This window comes from Streptomyces sp. NPDC110618, assembly GCF_055657065.1.
On sequence record NZ_JBVKBN010000006.1, the window covers coordinates 152,494 to 174,354 of the forward strand.

Annotated in this window: 5 protein-coding genes; all 5 read right to left on the minus strand. The window is 73.4% G+C overall.

Annotation, left to right across the window (positions count from 1 at the left end; genetic code table 11):
* Nucleotides 1–35: 35 nt before the first annotated feature.
* From fabG to ACZ7L7_RS13940, 5 genes are read right to left on the minus strand one after another with little or no spacing between them, the layout of a single operon-like run.
* Nucleotides 36–770, minus strand: a complete 735-nt coding sequence (gene fabG, locus ACZ7L7_RS13920) for a 3-oxoacyl-ACP reductase FabG (protein WP_285512539.1) — start codon at nt 768–770, stop codon at nt 36–38.
* Complete coding sequence (locus ACZ7L7_RS13925) at nt 767–6,235, minus strand: type I polyketide synthase (RefSeq protein ID WP_472075900.1); 5,469 nt, start codon at nt 6,233–6,235, stop codon at nt 767–769. The genes fabG and ACZ7L7_RS13925 overlap by 4 nt, the downstream gene beginning before the upstream one ends.
* Before the next feature lie 4 nt (nt 6,236–6,239).
* The gene (locus ACZ7L7_RS13930) at nt 6,240–9,569 is read right to left on the minus strand and encodes an amino acid adenylation domain-containing protein (RefSeq protein ID WP_472075902.1); all 3,330 of its coding nucleotides are present in this window, start codon (nt 9,567–9,569) and stop codon (nt 6,240–6,242) included.
* Nucleotides 9,566–12,835, minus strand: a complete 3,270-nt coding sequence (locus tag ACZ7L7_RS13935) for a type I polyketide synthase (protein WP_453607709.1) — start codon at nt 12,833–12,835, stop codon at nt 9,566–9,568. The genes ACZ7L7_RS13930 and ACZ7L7_RS13935 overlap by 4 nt, the downstream gene beginning before the upstream one ends.
* Nucleotides 12,832–21,426 (minus strand): SDR family NAD(P)-dependent oxidoreductase, encoded by an 8,595-nt coding sequence (locus tag ACZ7L7_RS13940; RefSeq protein ID WP_472075904.1) that lies wholly within the window; start codon nt 21,424–21,426, stop codon nt 12,832–12,834. The genes ACZ7L7_RS13935 and ACZ7L7_RS13940 overlap by 4 nt, the downstream gene beginning before the upstream one ends.
* Nucleotides 21,427–21,861 lie beyond the last annotated feature (435 nt).

Sequence of the window (21,861 nt, forward strand, 5' to 3'; positions counted from 1 at the left end):
TGGCTCGTGGTGGTCCCTGGGTGCGGGCGCCGGGGTCAGCCCATGCCGCCGTCGATCCGGAAGGTGGCGCCGGTGATGTACGCGGCGCGGTCGGACACCAGGAAGGAGACGAGGTCGGCGACCTCCTCCGGGCGCCCGAACCGGCCGAGCGCGATCCGCCTCGCGAACTCCTCCCGTGCCTGCTCGGGCAGGGCGAGCACGGGATCGGTGGCGATGAAGCCGGGCGCCACGACGTTCGCCCGGATGCCGTAGCGGCCCGCTTCGCGGGCGAGGGAGGTGGTGAAGCCGATGATCCCGGCCTTGGAGGCGGCGTAGTTGGTCTGACCGGCGTTGCCGTGCAGTCCGGCGACGGAGGACAGGGTGACGATCGCGCCGCGGCGGCGCCGGACCATGCCCTCGATCGCGGAACGGCACACGTGGTAGACGCCGTCGAGGTTGGTGCGCAGCACCTCGTGCCAGTCGTCGTCCTCCATCACGGTGAGCGGGGTGTCCCGCAGCACGGCGGCCGAGGCGACGACTGCGTCCAGCGGGCCGAGGGTCTGCTCGGCGTCCTCGACGAGCGCGTCCACGGCGTCCGGGTCGCGGACGTCAACGCGGCGGACGCAGGTGCGCCGGCCCAGCCCGGTGATCTCCTTGTCCAGCTCCCGTGCGGCATCGTCACTGGCGGCGTAGCACAGGGCGATGTCGTATCCGTCCTGTGCCAGTCGTACGGCGACGGCGCGGCCGATGCCTCGGGAGGCACCGGTGACCAGGGCGACCGGGGCACTCATGACGGGTCCCCCTCGGCGGCCAGGAGGGCCCGCAGTTGGGCCTCCACTTCGTCGTCGGACAGGTCGTCGAGCGATGCGGGGGCGTCGCGGTCGAGGACTTCGATGGTGTCCTCGGGGGCTGGGACGGCTGGTCCCGCTTCGAGCAGGGTGACGGTGTGCGCCACGGTCGGGCGCTCGAAGAACGCCCGCAGGTCCAGGTCGGCGCCGAGCAGGTCCTTGACGCGGGCGCCGATGCGGACGGCGGCCAGCGAGTGCCCGCCGAGGGCGAAGAAGTCGTCGTCGACGCCGACGCGATCGAGTCCCAGGATGTCGCACCAGACGGCGGCGACGGTCTCCTCCTGCTCGGTGCGCGGCGCGACGTAAGGGGTGTCCAGGTCGGGACGCGGGTGGACGCCTCCGGGCGGGGCGAACTGCTCCATCTCCCGGGCGACCAGCTCGGGGGTGAGCGACCTGGCCAGTGCGCGCAGCTCGGCGGGATCCCGGTGGCTGACCAGGAGGTGGCCGGGCAGGTCCGGGGCGGCGAGGAGCCGGGCGAAGGCGGCCTGGCCCTGCTGCTCGCTGATCCCCTCGCCGAGGACGCTCAGCACGCTGTCGGGTTCCGGTCCCGGCTCCACGACGGCCCGGAGGATCTGTTCGCGCAGGCCCTGCGGGTCGTTGATCCGCTTGATGGTGAACTCGATGATCTCGACCAGGAGGCGGCCCTGCGGATCGAGGATCTCGAAGTCGCACGTCATGGTCTCACCGGTGGCGTCGGTGCCCTCCTTGAGGCGGGCGTGGCAGTGCAGGGTCGGGGTGAGGCCGTGGTGGACACGCAGGGTGCGGTAGCTGAAGGGCAGGTAGTAGGTGTCGGTGGCGTAGACGCGGGCGGTGCCGCCGACGGCGTCGAGCAGCGCGGGGTGCAGCGCGTAGTCGTCGAGGTCGGCGGGGTACTCGGGGGCGAGCCGGAGCGTGGCGAACAGTTCCTTCGGGCCGGCCTCGATCCTGCTCATGCAGTCCCAGCGGGGGCCGAAGGAGAACTCGATCGGGCCGCCCTTCCGGAACCGGTCGAGCCGCAGCCCCTCGGTGATCTTCTCCTGAGTGTCCAGGACGTGGGTGACCCCGCAGCCGGCGCGCAGCGCGTCCAGGTCGCGCACCGGGGCGGACCCGGCATCGGCGAAGTCCACCGTCCCCAGGGCATGGTCGGTCCAGGCGCCGTTCTCGCCACGGCTGCGTACCGTGAACCGCCACCGGCCGTCGCTCTCCTCGACGGTGGTGAAGACCTCGCGGCTCTGTCCGTCGGGCACGACGACGGGGGTGAGGTACTGGACGTCGGCGATCTCGATCACCCGGCCCGCGGCCTGCTCGGCGACAGCGGCGCGGACGAGCTCCAGGTACGCCGTGCCGGGGACCAGTCCGTGGCCCATGATGCGGTGGTCGTCGACGATCCAGTGGTCGGCGGTGCTGAGGGTGGTGGCGTACGTCCGTGCGCGCGGCCCGGTGTGCACCAGGCGCTGCAGCAGGGGGTGCCCGGTGGGGGTGCCGCCGCTGCCGAACCGGCCGGCGAGGTCCGCGGCCATCCCGGTGCCGCGCCAGGTGTCCCAGCCGACGGCGGTGACCGGCACGTCGCTCACCTGGCGTTTCCACTGGGCGTAGGCGTCGAGGAAGGCGTTGGCGGCGGCGTAGTCGCTCTGTCCGGGCCCGCCGAGCACGGCGGTGACGGAGGAGCACAGCAGGAAGAAGTCCAGCCGGTCGTCCCGGCAGACGCGGTCCAGGACGAGGGTGCCCCGCGTCTTGGCGGCGAGGACGTCGTCGGCCTCGGCGCGGGTCTTGGTGAGGATCATGCCCTGCGAGGGCCGTCCGGCGGCGTGCACGACACCGTGCAGGGCGCCTGCCAGGTCCCGTACTCGCTGGGCTGCTTGGGCGGTCCGCGTCTCGTCGGTGACATCACCCCGCAGCAGGACGACCTCGGCACCCAGGTCCCTCAGGTGGCGCAGTCGGCGGATACGGGTGCTCACCGGGTCGTGTTCGTCGTGGTCGGCGAGCCAGGTGTCCCAGGTCTCCTCGGCGGGGAACTCCGAGCGGCCGAGCAGGCCCAGCACGGGCCGGTCGGCGCTGCGGGCGAGGTGCTCGGCGATCGCCAGGCCGAGTCCGCCCAGTCCGCCGGTGATCAGGTAGCCGCCGCCGTCGCGCACTCCGGTGCCGTCGGCGCCCTCGACGGTCACCGGGTCGAAGGTGCGGCGCCACCAGTGCCGTCCGCGCAGGGCGAGTTCGGGTTCGTCGGGGGGAGCGGCGCGCAGCGCGCCCAGCAGCGCGTCCGGGGCGGCGCCCGTGACATCCAGGGCGCGGCAGGTGATGCCGGGGATCTCCTGCGGGATCACGGTGCAGGGGCCGAGCACGGTGGCGTTCTCCGGGCGCAGTTCCTCGTCGCCGGTGACCGCGAACACGCCCCGGCACAGGACGTCCAGCGTCACGGGGGCGGCGGGGCGTACGTCGGCCAGGGCCTGGGCCAGCGTGATCAGGCTGTCGAAGCCGAATCGCCGGGCGTCGCGGTCGGCCGTGCTCCACAGGTGTACGAGGCGCAGGGACTCCGCGTCCACGACGGCCGGGGACCGCAGGAGCGCGGTCAGTGCGTCGCGGTCGGCGGGCTCCCCTGTCACGGGGACGACGCTCGCGCCCTCGGCGGTCAACCGGTCGTTCAGGGCCCGCCCGAGCGGCTGGTCCGCCCCGAGCAGTACCCAGACGGCAGGTGTCCCGCTGTCCTGCGGCACGGGCGTGTGGGGCAGGCGGACCCAGCCGGGGCTGGTGAACCACTCGGTGGCCTGCGCCGCCCGCCGGGGTGCCTTGGACTCCGGCTCGGGTTCCACCCAGTACCGCTGCCGCTGGAAGGCGTACCCGGGCAGGCGTACCGCGCGCCGCTGCCCGGCGCCGTGGAACGCCGCCCAGTCCACCTCGGCCCCCGCGCTCCAGAGAGTGCCGAGGTGGGACAGGAGGTAGGTGGTGTCGTCGGTACGGTCACCGGGGTGCGGGAGTGAGCCCGCGACCGTTCGTCCGGTCGTCCAAGAGGCGTGGCTGCGGGCGAAGTTGGCCAGGGTGTGTCCGGGGCCGACCTCCAAGGGCACCAGGGTGGGGTCGGCGAGGAGTACGTCGAGGTCGTCCCGGAAGCGGACGGGCAGGCGCAGGTGGGTGCCCCAGTACTCGGGGTCGGTGGCCTGTTCGTCGGTGATCCAGGTGCCGGTGACGTTGGAGAGGAAGGGGATGCGGGGGGCGTTCAGCGTGACCCTGCGGACTTCCTCCGTGAAGGGCGCGACGGCGTCGGTCATGTCGGGCGAGTGGAAGGCGTGGGAGGTGTGGAGCCTGCGGCAGGTGACGGAGGCCGCCCGCAGTCGCGTCTCCAACTCGTCGATGGCCTGCGCGCTGCCGGAAACGACGGTCAGCGCACTGGAGTTGACGGCGGCGACCGACAGCCCCTCCCCCAGCCATCCGGACACCTCGGTCTCGGGCAGGAAGACCGACAGCATGGCGCCTTCCGGCCTGGCCTGGACCAGCCGCCCACGGGCGGCCACCAGGCGCACCGCGTCGGGCAGCGAGAACACCCCGGCGACCGTGGCCGCGACGAACTCTCCGATGCTGTGCCCCGCCATGGCGCGCGGCGTCACACCCCAGGACATCCACAGCCGGGCGAGGGCGTACTCGACGGCGAACAGGGCCGCCTGCGCGAACTCGGTGCGGGTGAGCCGGTCAGGCGCGCCTTCGGCGGCGAACACCAGCTCCCGCAGATCCGGATACGGGGCGAACAGCTCGGCGCACCGGTCGAACTCCTCGGCGAACACCGGTTCCCGTTCGTACAGTTCACGGCCCATTCCCACGTACTGGGCGCCCTGGCCCGGGAACAGGAAGGCGACCGGCGCCCGTTCGGCCGCCGGTGCCGCCGGGGCGACGCCGCGCAGCGCCGTCACCGCGTCCTTGGTGCTGTGGCAGACCACAGCGGCGCGGTGCCCGAAGTGCTGCCGACGGCACGCCAAGGTGTGGGCGGCGTCGTCGAGGTCGGTGTCCGGGTGCCGTTCGAAGTGGTCGGCCAGGCGGTGGGCGTTGTCGGTGAGCGCCTGCGGTGTCTTCCCGGAGAGGGCGAGCAGCCGTATTGGGCGGCCGGATGACGTCCGGGTCTCCGCGGGTGCCTCCTCCAGCACCAGGTGCACGTTGGTGCCGCCGATCCCGAAGGAGCTGATGCCCGCACGGCGCGGTTCTTCCCCGCGCGGCCAGGGCCGCAGCTCGGTGTTGACGTAGAACGGGCCGGCGTCCAGCGCCAGTTCGGGGTTGGGGGCGGCGCAGTGCAGCGTCGGCGGTATGGCCCCGTGCTTCAGCGCCAGCACTGTCTTGATCAGACCGGTGACACCCGCCGCCGCGTCCAGATGGCCGACGTTGCTCTTCACCGAGCCGATCGCGCAGAAGCCTCGCTCGTCGGTGCCGTCCCGGAAGGCCCGGGTGAGGGCCGCGATCTCGATCGGGTCCCCGAGCGGCGTACCGGTGCCGTGGGTCTCGACGTAACCGATGCTCGCCGGGTCCACGTCGGCCAGCGCCAGCGCCTCGGCGATCACCTCGGCCTGGCCGTCGACGCTCGGAGCGGTGTAACCGGCCTTCAGGGACCCGTCGTTGTTGACGGCCCCGGCGAGGATGACGGCGTCGACCGGGTCGCCGCTCTCCCGGGCCTCGGCGAGCCGGCGCAGGACGACGACCCCGGCGCCGTTGCCGGGGACGGTTCCGGAGGCGTCGGCGGCGAAGGCGCGGCAGTGCCCGTCGGGCGAGAGGATGCCGCCGGGCTCGTACCGGTAGCCGCCGCGCAGGGGCGCCGACACCGCGACTCCGCCGGCGAGCGCGATGTCGCACTCCCCGTTGAGCAGGCTCTGGCAGGCCAGGTGGACGGCGGTCAGGGAGGTCGAGCAGGCCGTCTGGACGGTGATGCCGGGGCCCTTCAGTCCGAGCTTGTACGCCGTGCGGGTGGCCAGGAAGTCCTTGTCGCCGCCGAGCAGGACCTGGTACATGCCGGCCGCGTCCAGGACCTGTTGGTTGTTCATGAGGTTGAGCGCCAGGTACGAGTTGAAGCCCGCCCCGGCGAAGACGCCGATGCGCCCCTGGTAGCGGTGCGGGTCGATGCCCGCGGACTCCAGGGCGTGCCAGGCGCATTCGAGGAAGACCCGGTGCTGCGGGTCCATGATCTCCGCCTCGCGGGGGCTGTAGCCGAAGAAGCCCGCGTCGAACAGGTCGGAGTCGGCGAGGAACCCCTTGGCCCGGACGTAGTCGTCCCGCTTGAGCAGTGCGGGGTCCACCTCGGTCAACTCGTCGTCGGTGAAGGCGGTGATGCCCTCCCGCCCCTGCGTGAGGTGGGTCCAGAAGGTGTCGATGTCCGGGGAGCCCGGGAAGCGGCCCGCCATGCCGATGACGGCGACCCGCTCCAGGTCTCGGTCCTGGTCGTGCTGCGGCTCTGTCACGTGATCACCTGTCCTCGCGGGAGAGAGCCCGGCGTTCGGCGGCGCGGCGGCGCCGGCCGCGGGACTGACGGCGGTTCTCGGCGCGCTCACGGGCGCCGTCGACGGCCCCTGTGGTGCGGTCGCTGCCGAGGTATTCGGCGAGCGTGGCCACGGTGGGGTGCTGGAAGAGTTCGACCATGGTCAGCTCGTGGCCGAGACGGGCGGCGAGAAGCGTGCGGAACTCGGCCAGGAGCAGGGAGTGCCCGCCGAGGTCGAAGAAGTTGTCGTGGCTGCCCACGCGTTCCACGCCGAGCAGTTCCCGCCAGAGTTCGGCGAGGGCGTGCTCGCGCTCGCCGCGCGGGGCCACGAAACGGGCCCGGAGGTCGGGGCGGGCGCCCGAGGGCTCGGGGAGGGCCTTGCGGTCGGTCTTGCCGCTCGGGGTGAGCGGCAGCCGCTCCAGCGTGGTGAAGCTCGCCGGGACCATGTACTCCGGCAGGCGGAGCCGCAGGTGGGCGGCCAGGTCGGCGGCCTCCGGAGAGCTGTCCCCGGCGGGGGTGACGTAGGCGGCGAGGCGGGTGTCGCCGGGTGCGTGCTCGCGGGCGACCACCACGGCCTCGCGGACCTTCTCGTGCGTTGTCAGCACGGCTTCGATCTCGCCGAGTTCGATGCGCAGCCCGCGCAGTTTGATCTGGTGGTCCAGGCGGCCGAGGAACTCCAGTGCGCCGTCGGCCCGGTACCGGACCAAGTCGCCGGTGCGGTAGAGGCGTTCACCGGGGGCGAAGGGGTCGTCGATGAACCGTTCGGCGGTCAGGTCGGGGCGGCCCAGGTAGCCGCGGGCCAGGCCCCGGCCGCCGATGTGGAGTTCGCCGGGCACGCCGATCGGCACCGGGCGCAGGCGCCGGTCCAGGACGTAGAGGCGGGTGTTGGCGATGGGGCGGCCGATGGGCACCGGGCGCCGGTCGGTGTCGTCGGGGCGGCAGTGCCAGGACGTGACGTCGATGGCGGCCTCGGTGGGACCGTACAGGTTGTGGAGTTCGGCCCGCGAACGGGCGAGGAAGCGGTCGTGCAGGTCGCGGGTGAGTTCCTCGCCGCTGCAGATGACCCGGCGCAGGCTGGTGCACTTCTCCACCGGCTCGGTGAGGAAGACCTGGAGCATCGAGGGCACGAAGTGCACGGTGGTGACGGCCTCGTCCTCGATGGTCCGGGCCAGGTAGCCGCTGTCGCGGTGGCCGCCGGGCCGGGCGACGACGAGGGTGGCGCCGGTCATCAGCGGCCAGAAGAACTCCCACACCGACACGTCGAAGGAGAACGGCGTCTTCTGCAGCACCCGGTCGGAGGCGTCCAGGCGGTAGGTGTCCTGCATCCACAGCAGGCGGTTGCGCAGGGCGGCGTGGACGTTCATGACGCCCTTGGGGCGGCCGGTGGAACCGGAGGTGAAAATGACGTACGCCAGGTCCTCACCGTCCACGGTCACGCCCGGGTCGTGGTCGGGCTGTGCGGCCAGGTCGGCGGAGAGGGCGTCGACGTCGAGGACCGGGCAGTCGAGCGGGGGCAACCGGTCCTTGGCCGGGCCGTGGGTGAGGACCACCGGGGGCCGGGCGTCCTCGGCGATGGCGGCGAGTCGGGCCGGCGGAAGGTCGAGGTCGAGCGGCGTGTAGGCGCCGCCCGCCTTCAGCACCGCCAGCAGGCACACCACCAGCTCCACGGAGCGTTCCACGGCCACGCCGACGACGACGTTCGGACCGACCCCGTGCTCGCGCAGGAGGTGGGCGAGTCGGTTGGCGCGGCGGTTGAGCGTGTCGTAGCCGACGGACCGGCCGTCGTACTGGAGGGCCACCGCCTGCGGATGACGGCGGACCTGCTCCTCAAAGCACGCGTGGACCCAGCCTGCCGTCCCCCAGTCCCGCGCGGTGGCGTTCCACTCGGTGAGCACCAGGTGCCGTTCGGCGTCGTCGAGCAGGTCGAAGTCGTCGACCGGGGTGTCCGGTGCGGCGGCGGCCCGCTCGACCAGGCGGCGGAAGCGGTCGGCGATGCGTACGACGGTGGCCTCGTCGAACAGGTCCCGGTCGTACTCGAACCAGCCGGTGAGACCGCCGTCGGTGTCGAAGGCCTGGAGTTCCAGGTCGAAGCGCGCGCCCTGGCTGTTGACCGGGACCCTGGTGACCTGGGCGCCGCCGAGGGCGCGGGGCGGTACCGGTTCGCGGCCGTAGCTGAAGCTGACCTGGGCCAGCGGCGGGCGGCTGAGGTCGCGGGGCAGGTTCCGGCCCGCCACCACCAGCTCGAACGGCACCTCCTGGTGGGCGTAGGCGCCCAGGCAGGCGTCCCGGACCCGGGCGAGCACGGTGGTGAAGGTCGGGTTGCCGCCCACGTCGGTCCTGATCGCCAGGGTGTTGACGAAGTAGCCGATGAGCGGCTCCACTTCGGCGCGGTCGCGCTGGGCGACCGGCACGGCGACGACGAGGTCGTCCTGGCCGGTGTGCCGGTGCAGCAGGATCTGCAGGACGGCGAGCAGCGCCATGTACGGGGTGGCGCCGTGCCGGCCGGCCAGGGCGCCCAGCTCGCGCATGAGGGCCGGGGGCAGTTCGACGGGGACGAAGCTGCCGTTGAAGCCCTGGACGGCGGGGCGCGGCCGGTCGGTGGGCAGGTCCAGGGCGGACGGGGCGCCGTCGAGGTGGTCCAGCCAGTACGCCAGGTCCTTGTCCCAGGCCCCGTCCTCCAGTCGGCGGTGCTGCCATTCGGCGAAGTCTCCGTACTGGATCTCCAGTTCGGGCAGCGGGGAGGGGCGCCCGGCGGCGAACGCCTCGTACAGGTCGGTGAGTTCGGACAGGAAGACGGCCGTGGACCAGCGGTCGGAGATCAGATGGTGCATGGCGGTCGCGAGCACCCACTCCTCGTCGCCGGTGCGCAGCAGCCGTACCCGCAGGAGTGGTCCGGTGGCGATGTCGAGGGGTTCGGTGAGGGCCCGTTCGAGGTGGCGCCGCTGATCGGCGGCGGTGAAGGCGTCGCCGCGCAGGTCCGTCTCCTCGAAGTCGACGACCGGGTCGGGGTGCACGACCTGGACCGGGGTGCCGTTGTCGACGCGGAACGTGGTGCGCAGCGCCTCGTGCCTGCGGACGATCTCGGTGACGGCGGCCCGCAGGACCTCGGCGTCGAGCGGGCCGTCGACGCGGACGGCGCCGGGCACCAGGTAGCCGGGGTTGTGCGGGCGGAGCTGCTCCAGGAACCAGGTGCCGCGCTGCAGGACGGACAGCGGGAAGGTGTCCTCGGTGGCCTGGCGCCGGGCCATCAGTTCGGCGAACCGGGCCCGCTGCTCCGGGGTGAGGGCGGCGAGCCGCGCGTCGAGGTCGTCGGTCACGGTCGGTCCTCTCCGGACGGACTCTCCTCACCGAGCTGCGCCAGTACGTCGGCGGCGGCGCGGTCCTCGGCCCGCCGTCGGCGGCGGATCGGGGAAGGCCGCACACCCGGAGTCTCCTCGGCGGGCCCGCCGTCCTCACCGGACGTCAGCCGTTCGAGTACGGTCCGCGCGACCGAGCGGATGGTGGCGCCGCCCAGGAAGTCGGTGATCTGGAGCGTCACATTGAGCTGGTTCTGGAGGTCGTTGCGGAGTTCCACGGCCATCAGGGAGTCCAGGCCGAGCCCGGTGAGGGGCTCGTCCAGACCGGTGGAGGCGGATGCGGAGCCGAGTACGTGCTGGACCGCGTGCAGGAACCGGTCGGTGAGCGTGGGCAGCCGCTCGGCCTCGGGCAGACCGAGCAGTTCCTCGGCCGTGGGGACGGGGCTGTTGCGGCGCCTGCCGCGGCGCCGGGCGGGGGCCGCCGTGGCCGCCTCCTGCCGGGGTTCCTCCGCCCCGGCGACGGCGGGGGTCTCGGTGCGGTGCCAGGGGCGGGGCGGTTCCCAGCAGTCGGTGGGGTCGAAGGGGTAGGTCGGCAGTGCGGTCCTGGCCCGGGTGTAGTCGCGGTCGAATCCGGCCCAGTCGACCGTGGCGCCGCGCGCGTACAGCGCGGCGACCGTGGGGAGCAGCACCTCCCAGTCGTCGGTCCTGGGGCGCAGGCTGGGCAGCAGGAGGTCGTCGTGGTCGGGCGGCAGGGCGTCGCTGACCAGTCCGAGCAGGGTGGGCGCGGGGCCGACCTCCAGGAAGGCCCGGTATCCCAGGTCGTGCAGGGTGCGTACGCCGTCTGCGAAACGGACGGTCCGCCGGACGTGCCGGCACCAGTGCTCGGCGTCGGGCGCCTGGTCCCAGGGCCACAGTTCGCCGGTGACGTTGGAGACCAGCGGGATGGCCGGGGCCTTGAAGGTGATGCGCCGGGCGGCCTTGCGCAGGGGGTCGAGGACCGGGTCCATGAGCGGGGAGTGGCCCGCGGAGGCGATGTGCAGGGACTTGGTGGTGATGCCGCGGGCGGTGAACTCGGCGCAGATCTCCTCGACCAGGTCCCGCTCCCCGGAAATGGTGGTGTTCGCGGGGCCGTTGACAGCGGCGACGGAGATGCGGTCGAGGTCGTCGGCGATCCGCTCCGCGACCTCGGCCTCGGGCGCGAACACCGCCGCCATGGTGCCGGGCTTGCAGAACTGCTCGATGATGCGGGCCCGTTCGACGGTGAACGCCAGTCCGTCCTCCAGCGACATGGCGCCCGCCACGCAGGCGGCCACGCACTCACCGAAGCTGTGCCCGAGGACAGCGGCGGGTTCCACGCCCCAGGACCGCCACAGCTGGGCCATCGCGTACTCGACGGCGAACGTGGCGGGTTGGGCGTAGGCCGTGTCGTTGATCTGCTTGTCCGCCGGGTCGGCCGGGAACAGCACGGACAGCAACGGCCGTTGCAGCAGCGGGCGGAGGATCTCGTCACAGGTGTCGAGCGTCCGCCGGAAGGTGGGCTGGGTCTCGTAGAGGCGGGCCGTCATGCCGGGGCGCTGGGCGCCCTGGCCGGTGAAGAGGAAGGCGACGTCGGTGTCCTCGGCCTCGTCCTGCACCAGGCCCGGGTCGCGGTCGCCGCGCAGGAAGGCGTCGAGCCGTCCGGCGACCTCCTCGCGGCTCGCGCCGACCGCGGCGAGCCGGTGCCGGAAGTGCGCGCGGCCGGTGCCCGCGGAGTGGCACAGGTCGGCGAGCGGGGTGTCGTCCGGTGCGCGGAGCCGGTCACGGTGGCGGCGGGCCAGCTCCTCCAGGGCGGTCTCGGTGCGGGCGGACAGCGGCAGGACCGAGGCGGGGCGGCGCTCGTCGGGAACGGTCGCGGGAGCCGGGTCGGCCTGCTGGAGGATCAGATGGGCGTTGGTGCCGCTGAGGCCGAAGCTGCTCACGGCCGCGAGGCGCCGTCCGCCCTCCGGCTCGGGCCAGGGGGTGACCCGTGTGGGCACGGTGAACGTCGTTCCCTCGAAGGAGATGTTCGCGTTCAGGCGGGTGAAGTGCAGGTTGGGCGGGATCTCGCCATGAGCCAGGCAGAGCGCGGCCTTGATCAGTCCGGCGGCGCCCGCGGCGGCCTCCAGGTGACCGAAGTTGGTCTTCACGGCGCCGAGGTACACCGGGCTGCCGGTGGGCCGTCCGTACACATCGGCCAGCGACTCGGCCTCGATCGGGTCGCCGAGCCGGGTGCCGGTGCCGTGTGTCTCGATGAGGCCGACCTGGTGCGGTTCGACGCCACTGGTGGCGAGGGCGGCCCGGTACACCTCGCGCTGGGCGGCGCCGTTGGGCGCGGTGATACCGGAGCTGCGGCCGTCCTGGTTGACCGCTCCCCCGCGGACCAGCGCCAGCACCCGGTCGCCGTCGCGCACGGCGTCGGAGAGCCGCTTGAGGACGACGATCCCGCACCCCTCGCCGCGCACATAGCCGTCCGCGTCGTCGGAGAAGGACTTCGCCCGGCCCTGCCGGGACACCGACCCGAACTGCGACTGGGAGATCAGCAGCACCGGGGAGAGCACCACGTTGACGCCCCCGGCCAGCGCCGCGTCGCACTCCCCGGCGCGCAGGCTCTGGCACGCCTGGTGCACCGCGACCAGCGAGGACGAACAGGCGGTGTCCACGGCGACGTTGGGGCCGCGCAGGTCCAGGAGGTAGGCGATCCGGCCGGGGATGAAGCTGAGGGCGGCACCGGAACTGGTGTAGGCGGTGACATCCTCGGGGCCCCGGATCCGGGCGGTGACGTGGTCGGAGCTGGCCACGCCCATGAACACGCCGGTACGGCTGCCGGCCAGCCCGGTCGGCGCCTGCCCCGCGTTCTCCAGTGCCTCCCAGGCCACCTCCAGCGTCAGCCGCTGATGCGGGTCCATGGCGAGGGCCTCGCGGCGCGAGATGCCGAAGAAGTCGTGGTCGAACCGGTCGATGCGGTCCAGGAACCCGCCGCTGCGGGTGTTGATGACCCCCGGCTTGCCCTGCTCCTCGTCGTAGAAGGCCGCGTTGTCCCAGCGTTCGGCCGGGATGTCCCGGATGGCGTCGACCCCGTTGACCAGCAGCTGCCAGTAGGTCTCGGTGTCGGTGACACCGCCGGGGAAGCGGCAGCCGACGCCGACGACGGCGATCGGCTCGCTGCGGGCGCGCTCGTACTCCTCGATGCGGCGCTGGAGCCGCTCCATGGTCAGATAGGCCCGCTTGAGGGTGTCGGCCGAAGTGCCGCCCTGTCCCGGTCCGGTCATCGCTGACCCCCTTCGTCGATCTGGTTCGTCTTGGCCAGCAGCAGGGCTTCGAGCTCGGCGGCCGACATGGTGTCGAGGTCCGGCAGACCGTCGTCCTCGACGACGGGTTCCGGCACTTCGGGGGCGGGCGCGGCGGTCGGCTCCAGCTCGATCTCCATGCGTTCGGCGAGATAGGGCACGAGCTTGTCGATGGCCGGGAACCGCCAGGTGACGGTGGTGGGCAGGGACACCCCGAGCGAGGTCTCCAGGCCCGTGCGCAGCTCCAGGGCGAGCAGCGAGTCGAAGCCCATGGCGGTGAAGGGGGCGCTGGTGTCGACCGTGCCGGGTTCGGCGCCCACCACCCGGGCGGCCAGGGTGCGGCAGTGCTCGGTCAGCACCGCCCGGCGCCGGCGCCCGGGTTCGACGGCGAGCATTCGGCGCCGTACGTCGTCCTGCCCCCGTGGCGCCGCCTCGGCGCCGCCGGATTCCTGGACCAGGGTCCCCAGCAGGCCACCGCCGAGGTGGCCGCGGAGCTTGTCGCGGTCCACCGGCAGGACGCACAGCTGGGTCGCCGTGCCGCGCAGCAGCAGGTCGAGGGTGGCGATGCCGTCCGCGGGGCGGATGCTCTGCACACCGCGCGCGGCCAGTGCGGCGCCGCGCTCCGGGTGGGCCGCGAGTCCGATCTCGGCCCACGGGCCCCAGTCGATGCTCAGCGCGGGCAGCCCCAGGGACCTGCGGTGGTGGGCGAGGGCGTCGACGAAGGCGCTGGCGGCGGCGTAGTTGCCCTGGCCGGGCGAGCCGAGCACGGCCGCGGCGGAGGAGTACAGGACGAAGAAGTCCAGGTCGCGTCCGGCGGTGGCGCGGTGCAGATGCCAGGCCGCGACGGACTTGGGCGCGGCGACGGCCCGGAACCGGTCCCGGTCGAGCCCGGTGAGCAGCCCGTCGTCGAGGACACCGGCCGCGTGGACGACCCCGGCGAGCGGCGGCATCGTGGCGTCGATACGGTCCAGTACGGCGGCCACCTCCTCGGCTCGGGAGAGGTCGGCCCGCACGGTGTGCACCCGCGCCGACTCCCGCAGGGCGGCCACGGCGCGCTCGGCCTCGGGCGACGGGGCGCTGCGTCCGGCCAGCACCAGGTGGCGGGCGCCCTGGGCCACCAGATAGCGGGCGGTCTCCATACCGAGGGCGCCCAGACCACCGGTGATCAGGTAGCTCGCGTCGGGCCGGACGGGCGCCGAGTCCGGTGCCCGGGAGATGAGTTGGCGCTCCTCGGGCCGCAGCACCAGTTTGCCGGTGTGCTGGGCCCTGGCCATGGTGGCGAACGCGGCCGGGGCCTCTCCGTACGAGTGGACCGTCACCGGAAGTGCGCTGAACTCCCCGCGCTCGAAGCCCTCTTGGACCTCGGTCAGCAACTCGGCGATCAGACCGTGCTGTTCGCGGATGCTGTGCTCCAGGTCGACGGCGAAGAAGGACCGGTTGTCCTTGAACAGGTCCAGCCCGATGGGGCTGCCGCCGTGGATGTCCCGCTTGCCGATCTCCACGAACCGGCCGCCGGGAGCGAGCAGTTCCATGCTGCGCACCAGGGCCTCGCCCGTGGTCGAGTTGAGGACCACGTCCACACCGCGTCCGCCGGTGACCCGCATGACCTCGTCGGCGAAGTCCAGCGAGCGGGAGTCCATCACGTGCTCCACGCCGAGCGAGCGCAGCAGTTGCCGCTTCTCCTCGCTGCCCGCGGTGGCGAACACCTCGGCACCCCGGCGCCGGGCGACCTGGAGGGCGGCGAGACCGACACCGCCGGTCGCGGAGTGGATCAGCAGCTTCTCGCCCTCGCGGAGCCGGGCCAGGCGCTCCAGACCGTGCGCGGCGGTGAGGAAGGCGATGGGCACGGCGGCGCCCTGGTCGAAGGTCAGCCCGCGCGGCAGCGGGGCGACCAGCGCGCCGCTGACGGTGACGTAGGCGGCCAGGGCGTTCCCGCCGACGGCCAGCACCTGATCCCCGACCCGGACGTGGGTGACGCCTTCACCGACGGCGCTGATCCGGCCCGCGCACTCGGCGCCCAGCGGCACCCGTCCCTCGGCTCCCGGGTAGGTGTTCATGGCCTTGAGCACGTCGCTGAAGTTCAGCCCGGCGGCGGCCACTTCGATCTCCACCTCGCCGGGTCCCGGCTCGCCGCGGTGCCACTGGGTGCAGCGCAGACTCGACAGCATGCCCGGACGCGCGGCGAGGATCCGGTGGTTGCCGTCGCGGTCGGGGTCGAAGGGCCACCGGGGTGCCCGCGTCTCGGCCCCGCTGTCCGTCCAGGGCCGCAGGGCCGGGGTGCGGCGGGTTCCGGCGCGCAGGGCGACCTGGTCGTCGTCGCCGGCGCGCAGCAGTTCGTCCACGACCCGCTCGGCCTCGTCGTCCCCGCCGTCCGGGTCGAGGTCGACGATGAGCGCGCGCAGTTCGCCGTGCTCCAGCGTGATGACCCGGGCCAGGCCCCACAGCGGCGCCTGGGCGACCGCGGTCCGCTGCTCGTCGGCGGCCTGCTGGGCGCCGCGCGTGAGCAGGGTCAGGCGGGGCGCGGCCTCCCGCTCGGCGAGGAGCCGCACGAGGTCGAGTACGGGCAGGCAGGCGGCGTCCTGGGCGGCGAGGAGCTGCTCGGGCGTGGCGTCCTCGGCGAGGACGAGGTCCAGGGCGCGGGCGTCGAGGATCCCGTCGAGGCCGTTCGGGAGTTCGGCGCGCAGGGCGCCAAGGGCGTCCTCGCGGACCGTCACACAGATACCCCCGCGTGCGGTGAGTGCCGCCGCGACGCCGCCGCCGACCCCGTCCCGGTCGGCGAGCACCAGCCAGCGCCCCGGGGACCGGTCCCCGACGGCTTCGGCCTCGGTCTCCTCCCACGCGACGCGGTACACGTCCCGCCCGGCCGGCTCGGTGGCGCCACTCCCCTGCACGCGGCGCAGCGCGACGCCGGTCAGTTCCCCGACCACGGCACCGGAGTCGTCGTAGAGCACGACCTCGGCGCCCGTGATCTCCTCGGCGTCCGCGTCCGGCGCGCTGACCGAGGCGTGGGCCCAGCGCGGGAACGCCCGCTCGGCGAAGAGGGTGAACGCCCCCACCCGCACCGGCAGATACGTGGCCTCCCCCAGGGAGTCGCCGAGGGCGGCGCCCAGGGTCTGCAGGGCGCTGTCCAGAACGGCGGGATGGATCAGGTGGGCAGCAGAGTCATCGGTCAGCTCCGCCCGGTCGCGCAACCGGGCGAGCGCCTCCCCCGCCCCGCGCCACAGCTCGGCGGCACCCTGGAACGCCGGACCGTAGGACAGTCCCGCCCGCCGCATCGCGGCGTAGTGGTCGCCCGCGTCGACGGCGTCGGCGCACCGCGCCCGCGCCTCGGGCAGCGGACCGGCGGCGGGACGCCCCGCCCCACGGCGGCAGGAACCCCGCGCCGCCTCCACCCAGTCGTCGTCCAGTTCCGCCCGCGTGAACAGGCGCAGCGAGCCGGTCCCGGGCAGCAGGACCAGTTGCACGGTGTCGCCGTCGCAGCGCTCGGGCAGTGCCGTCAGCCGGGTCAGGTGCAGGTCGGTGACGGTGGCGTTCGGTCCGAACCGGGTGCGGGCCGCGGCGAGCGCCGCGTCCAGGACCAGGGCGGCGGGGAGCACCGCTGCCCCGGCGACCTTGTGGTCCGCCAGGTACCGGAAGCCCTCCAGGTCCACGGGCGCGGACCAGTGGTCGGCGTGCGGGGCGAGAGCCGAGCGCACCGGGGAGCGCAGGACGGGGTGGCCGTCCCCGGCCGGGCGGCGTACGGCCCTGTCGTCGCCGAACCAGCACCGGGTGCGCTGCCACGGGTACGTCGGCAGCGGTGTCACGGGGCCGGGTGTGCCGTACAGCCGCCGCCAGTCCACCGGGAAGCCGGAGCTGTACAAGCGCCCGAGGCCGGTCAGCAAGGCGGGGCGGCCCGGTTCGTCGCGGCGCAGCGAGGGCACGGCGACGGTGTCGTCGTACGAGTCGTACGAGCCGCTGGAGTCGCTGGAGTCTCCGGAGGTGAGGCGTTCCGTCAGGGCGTCGATGAGCATCGGGTGCGGGGAGAGCTCGATGAACGTGTTGTGCCCGGACTCGGCGAGCGCGGTGATCACCTGGTCGAAGAGGACGGGGCGGGTGAGGTTCGAGGCCCAGTACTCGGCGTCCAGGGACTCACCGGCCACCGGCTCTCCGGTGACCGTGGAGTGCATGGGTACGGCGGCGGCGCGCGGGGTCAGTCCGGACAGCAGCCGCCACAACTCGCTCGCGACGGGTTCCATCAGCGGGCAGTGCGAGGCGAAGTCGACGGACTCCAGGAGGCGGCAGTACACGCCCTCCCCCTCCAGGGTGCGGGCCAGCTCCGTCAGGGCGGCGGCCTCGCCGGACAGGACGGTGGCGTGGGGGCTGTTGGCCGCCGCCACCCACACCTGGCCCGGCCTGCGCTCGGCGAGCATGCGGCGCGCGTCGTCGGAGGGCAGTCCCACGACGGCCATACGGCCCCGGCCCGCGGCCGAGTGCAGCACGGTGCCCCGGTGCAGCGCGACGAGGAGGGCGTCCTCCAGGGACAGCGCGCCCGATATGTGGGCGGCGCTGATCTCGCCGACGCTGTGCCCGACCACCGCTGCGGGTTCCACGCCCCAGGACCGCCACAGCGCGGCCAGCGCGATCTGGACGGCGACGAGGGCGGGCTGTCCGACGGCGGTGTCCGCCAGCCGGGAGTGATCCTGGTCGGCGGTGAGCTGTTCCAGCAGGGAGAAGTCGGTGTGGCGGCGCAGCAGCGCGTCGGCGCGTTCGACGGCGGCCCGGAAGACGGGCTCCTCCGCGAGCAGGTCGGTGGCCACGGGCCACCAGCGCGGACCCTGTCCGGCGCAGACGAACACGGGCTTGGGGCGGCGTCCGACGCGCCGGACGCCCGCCGTGAGGCCGGGGGCCTGCTCGCCGCGGATGAACGCGGCCAGGGCGGCGCGGAGTTCGTCCAGGGTGGTGCCGGTGCAGGTCAGCCTGTGCTCGTGATGGGTGCGGCGCAGCGCCGCCGCCGCGGCGAGGGCCCCGGGGGCGAGATCGGTGTCGGCGAGGTGGGCCTCGTAGCGGGCGGCGAGGTCGCGCAGCGCCTGTTCGGTGCGGGCCGAGACGGGCAGCAGCACCGCTCCCTCGGGCACGGGCCGGGGGTCGGCCGGCGGGGCGGCCTCCAGTACCACGTGGGCGTTGGTGCCGCCGAACCCGAAGGAGCTGACGCCCGCCACCGCGGGGGCGTCGTCGTCGGGCCAGGGCCGCAGGGTGTCCGCGACCCGCAACGGCAGCTTGTCGAAGGGGATGTGCGGGTTGGGCGACCGGTAGTGGACGGTGGGCGGTACGGCCCGGTGGTGCAGTACGAGGGCGGTCTTGATCAGTCCGCCGATCCCGGCCGCCGACTCCATGTGCCCGAGGTTGGACTTCACCGAGCCGATCAGGCACGGCCGCCCTGGGTCCCGCCCCTCGCCGAGCACGGCGCCGAGCGCCTTGGCCTCGATCGGGTCGCCGAGGCTGGTGCCGGTGCCGTGCGCCTCGACGTAGCGCACGTCCGCCGGACTCACCCCGGCCCGTGCGTACGCGTCCCGCAACACCGCCTCCTGTGCCTGCGGGTTCGGCGCCATCAAACCGTTGCTGGCCCCGTCGGAGTTGACCGCGCCGCCGCGGATCACCGCGTAGACCCGGTCGCCGTCCGCCAACGCCCGGCTGAGCGGCTTGAGTACGACGATCCCGGCGCCCTCGGAACGGACGTAGCCGTCGGCGGCGGCGTCGAAGGGCTTGCAGCGGCCGTCGGCGGACATCGCGCCCGCCTTGCTGAAGTTGATGGCCTGCGCCGGGGACAGCACCAGGTTCACCCCGCCGGCGAGCGCCAGCTCGCAGTCCCCTCGCTCCAGGCTCGCGGCGGCCTGGAGGACGGCAACGAGAGAGCTGGAGCAGGCGGTGTCCACGGCGATGCTGGGGCCGCGCAGGTCGAGCAGGTAGGACAGGCGGTTCGCGGCGATGCTGAGCGCGCTGCCGGTGCCGGTCCAGGCGTCGATGGCGTCCAGGTCGCGCAGTTGGCGCATGGCGTAGTCGAAGGTGGAGATCCCGACGAAGACCCCGGCGCGTGCCCCGGCCAGCCGGTCGGCTGGCAGTCCCGCGTCCTCCAGCGCCTCGTGGGCGACCTCGGCGAGCAGCCGCTGCTGCGGGTCCATGCGTACGGCTTCCTGGCGGGCGATGCCGAAGAAGCCCGGGTCGAACCGGTCGACGCCGTCGAGGAATCCGCCCCAGCGGCTGTTGGTGCGGCCGGGTGTCCTCGGGTCGTCGGAGGTGAAGTCGTCGGCGTTCCAGCGGTCGGCGGGGACCTCGGTGATCGCGTCGCGTCCTTCGCGGAGCAACTGCCAGAAGTCGTCGGGGTTGTCGGCGCCGCCCGGGAAGCGGCAGCCGATGCCGACGACGGCGATGGGGTCGGCCTCGGCGGGCGTCACCGGTGCGGGTGTGGCGGCCTCTTGGAGGGGGGTCACCGACGCACGACGTGCGGGCTGCTGGACGGGCGTCCCCGGCACAGGAGTTGCGGCCCGCCGGACGGGTGTCCCCGGCGCGGAGGCGGCCCCCGGCTCCCCACCCGCCAGATGCGCGGCGAGCCTCTCCACGGTGGGGTGTTCCCACACCACCGTCGCCTCCACCGGCCGCCCCAGGCGCCGTTCGAGGTCTCCGGCCAGGGTGACCATCTGCACCGACTGCAGGCCGTACGCGGCGAGCGGCAGCGTCGGGTCGACGGCTTCCGGTCGGCTGCCGGTCGCCTCCGCCAGAGCCTCCCTCAGCCACCGCTCGATCTCGGGGGCACTCGCGGTCGAGAACTCCTGCCCGCCGGTGGGCAGGGCCCCGTCCCGGTCCTGCCGCCATGCGGCGATCTCCCTCAGCTCGCCGCGCAGGAAGGCGTCGAGGCAGGCGCCGCGCTGGAGTTTGCCGCTGGTGGTCTTCGGCACGGTGCCCGCCCGTACGAGGGTGACGGCGTAGGCCTGGAGGCCGTGTTCGCGGGCGAGTTCCTCGCGGATCGCGGCGATGATCCGCCGGTGTTCGGCGGGGTCCTTGCTGCCGCGGTACTCCTGGACGACGATCAGCCGTTCCTCGCCGTCGAGGTCGCGGGAGCCGGCCACTCCGCAGCCCTGCCGCAGTCCGCGGTCCACCGACTCCACGGTGCGTTCGATGTCCTGCGGGTAGTGGTTGCGGCCCGCGATGATGATCACGTCCTTGGCCCGGCCGGTGACGTAGATCTCCGGGCCGTCGGTGAAGCCGACGTCGCCGGTGCGCAGGAAGGGGCCCTCGCCGGTGCCGGCCAGACGGGCGCGGAAGATGTCCTCGGTCTCCTCGGTGCGGCGCCAGTAGCCGTGGGCGACGCTGGGACCGGCCACCCAGATCTCACCGACCCGTCCCTCGGGCAGTGCGGTGCGGGTGCGGGGGTCCACGATGACGACCCGCTGGTCGGCGACGGAGGTGCCGCAGCCGACGACCGTGCGGGCCGGTCCGTCCGGCGCGGCGATCTCGGCGCGGCCTGCCTCCAGGGCGTCCGGGGTCAGGTCCCGCCACAGGGCGTCGGCGCGCACATCGCCGGTGGAGACCATCAGGGTGCCCTCCGCAAGCCCGTAGGAGGGCAGGTGGGCGGTGGGGCGGAAGCCGCAGTCGGCGAAGGCGGCGGAGAAGCGCTCCATGGTCTCCCGGCGCACCGGTTCGGCGCCGTTGGCCGCCGCCCGCCAGCGGCTCAGGTCCAGCGTGCCGCGCTCCTGCTCGGTCACCTTGGCGACGGCGAGGTCGTAGGCGAAGTTGGGCGCGGCGCTCGCGGTGGCGCCGGTGTCGGAGATGGCCTTCAGCCAGCGGTAGGGGCGCTTGAGGAAGGAGTACGGGGCCATGAAGGTGACCGGGAAGCCCGCGTAGGCGGGGGTCAGCAGGCTGAAGATCAGGCCCATGTCGTGGAAGGGCGGCAGCCAGCTGACGACGTGCTGGCCGGTGGCGTCGTGGTCGAAGAGCCGGTCGAAGAGGGCGTCGATGTTGTGCAGCAGATTGCCGTGGCCGACCATCACGCCCTTGGGGCGGCTGGTGGAGCCGGAGGTGTACTGCAGGAAGGCGATGTCCTCGCGGCGGGTGCCCGGGTGCCGCCATCCGCCGGCGGCGCCGGTGTCCACCTCGTCGACGGCGAGCCAGGCGATGTTCCGCAGTGCCGGGGCGTGTTCGGCGAAGGTGTCGGCGAGGGCGACGGTCTTCGCGGGGGCGAGGATCACGACCGGCTCGGCGTCCTCGATGACGGCAAGAAGGCGCGGCAGGGTCCGTTTGAGGAAGGCGGGGTCCGGCGGGTAGGCGGGAACCGCGATGACGCCGGCGTAGAGGCAGGCGAAGAACGAGACCATGTAGTCCAGGCCCGACGGGCAGAGGATCAGGGCCCGTTCGCCCGCGCCCCACCGCTCGCGGAGCGTCGCGGCGATGGCGCGTGCCCGCAGGTCGACCTCGGCGTCGGTGAGGGTGTGCGGCTCGCCCTCGCCGTCCACGAGGAAGCGGAAGGTCCGGTGCCGCGGATGCTCCGCGAAGGTCAGCCGGAAATGGTCGACAAGGGATTCGGAATCACGGCCCGGCATCGGACGTTCCTCTCACGTTGGGCAGCTCGAAAAGCCGTCGCGGGACGCCGCGGGAATCCGTCATGCGCACGGAGTTTCCCGGACCTCATGGGTCCGGGCGCGGCAGGTCGGCGGTCAACGAATGAAAAGGCGCCGGGGCAGTAACTAATTTCGTGATGAATTTCCCCGTTCGGCAGTCAGCATCCAGGAGCCCGCGCGACGCGTCAAGCAACGCCCGCAGCACCGGAAGCCGGACGGAATTCGGCGGTGTTCAACTGACCGGATCGGACAGTTGAACACCCCGGTGCGGGATTGTGTGAGTACCCCTGGACTCAAGCGCCGGTGGAGTGCAGCATGAATGGAATTTCCCCGTACCGAACGTGACCGAAGCCGTGCTCCGACGACCGAAGGGAATCCGAATATGCAGGCGGCCGTGCGTGGACGCACCGCGCCCCG